General features: G+C 45.7%; 1 protein-coding gene. It reads left to right on the top strand.

Translation table 11 applies throughout. The features are described from left to right. Window positions 1-7: 7 nt before the first annotated feature. Window positions 8-1,122 (top strand): elongation factor Tu (tuf, locus tag PAE54_RS12405; protein WP_326519660.1); only part of this gene is annotated, 1,115 nt, incomplete at its 3' end.

A 1,122-nucleotide genomic window follows, 5' to 3' on the forward strand; every position in this document is an offset into this window, starting at 1 on the left:
GATCATCATGGCTAAAGCCAAGTTTGAACGTAATAAACCACACGTAAACGTGGGCACAATCGGTCACGTTGACCATGGTAAAACTACTCTTACTGCTGCGATTGCAACTATCTGTGCAAAAACTTACGGCGGTGAAGCGAAAGATTACTCACAAATCGACTCTGCTCCTGAAGAAAAAGCACGTGGTATTACCATTAATACTTCACACGTAGAATACGACTCTCCAACTCGTCACTACGCGCACGTTGACTGCCCAGGACACGCCGACTACGTTAAAAACATGATTACTGGTGCTGCTCAGATGGACGGCGCGATCCTTGTGTGTGCTGCGACTGACGGTCCAATGCCACAAACTCGTGAGCACATCCTTCTTTCTCGTCAGGTAGGTGTACCTTACATCATCGTATTCTTGAACAAATGCGACCTTGTAGACGACGAAGAGCTTCTTGAATTGGTAGAAATGGAAGTTCGTGAACTTCTTTCTACTTATGACTTCCCAGGTGATGACACTCCAGTGATCCGTGGTTCTGCGCTTGCAGCACTTAATGGTGATGCTGGTCAATATGGCGAGTCTTCTGTTCTTGCTCTTGTTGAAGCACTTGACTCTTACATTCCAGAACCAGAACGTGCTATCGACAAAGCATTCTTGATGCCAATCGAAGACGTATTCTCTATTTCTGGTCGTGGTACAGTAGTAACTGGCCGTGTAGAAGCAGGTATCATCAAAGTTGGTGAAGAAGTTGAAATCGTTGGTATCCGTGATACTACGAAAACAACTGTTACTGGCGTTGAAATGTTCCGTAAACTTCTTGACGAAGGCCGTGCGGGCGAGAACTGTGGTGTTCTTCTTCGTGGTACTAAGCGTGAAGACGTACAACGTGGTCAAGTACTTGCTAAACCAGGTACAATCAAGCCGCACACTAAATTCGACGCAGAAGTATACGTACTTTCTAAAGAAGAAGGTGGTCGTCACACTCCATTCCTAAATGGTTACCGTCCACAGTTCTACTTCCGTACAACTGACGTAACTGGTGCGATCCAGTTGAAAGAAGGCGTTGAAATGGTTATGCCAGGTGACAACGTTGAAATGTCAGTAGAATTGATCCACCCAATCGCAATGGA

Source organism: Acinetobacter minutum (genome assembly GCF_035916735.1).
In the GTDB taxonomy this organism is placed as follows: Bacteria; Pseudomonadota; Gammaproteobacteria; order Pseudomonadales; family Moraxellaceae; genus Acinetobacter.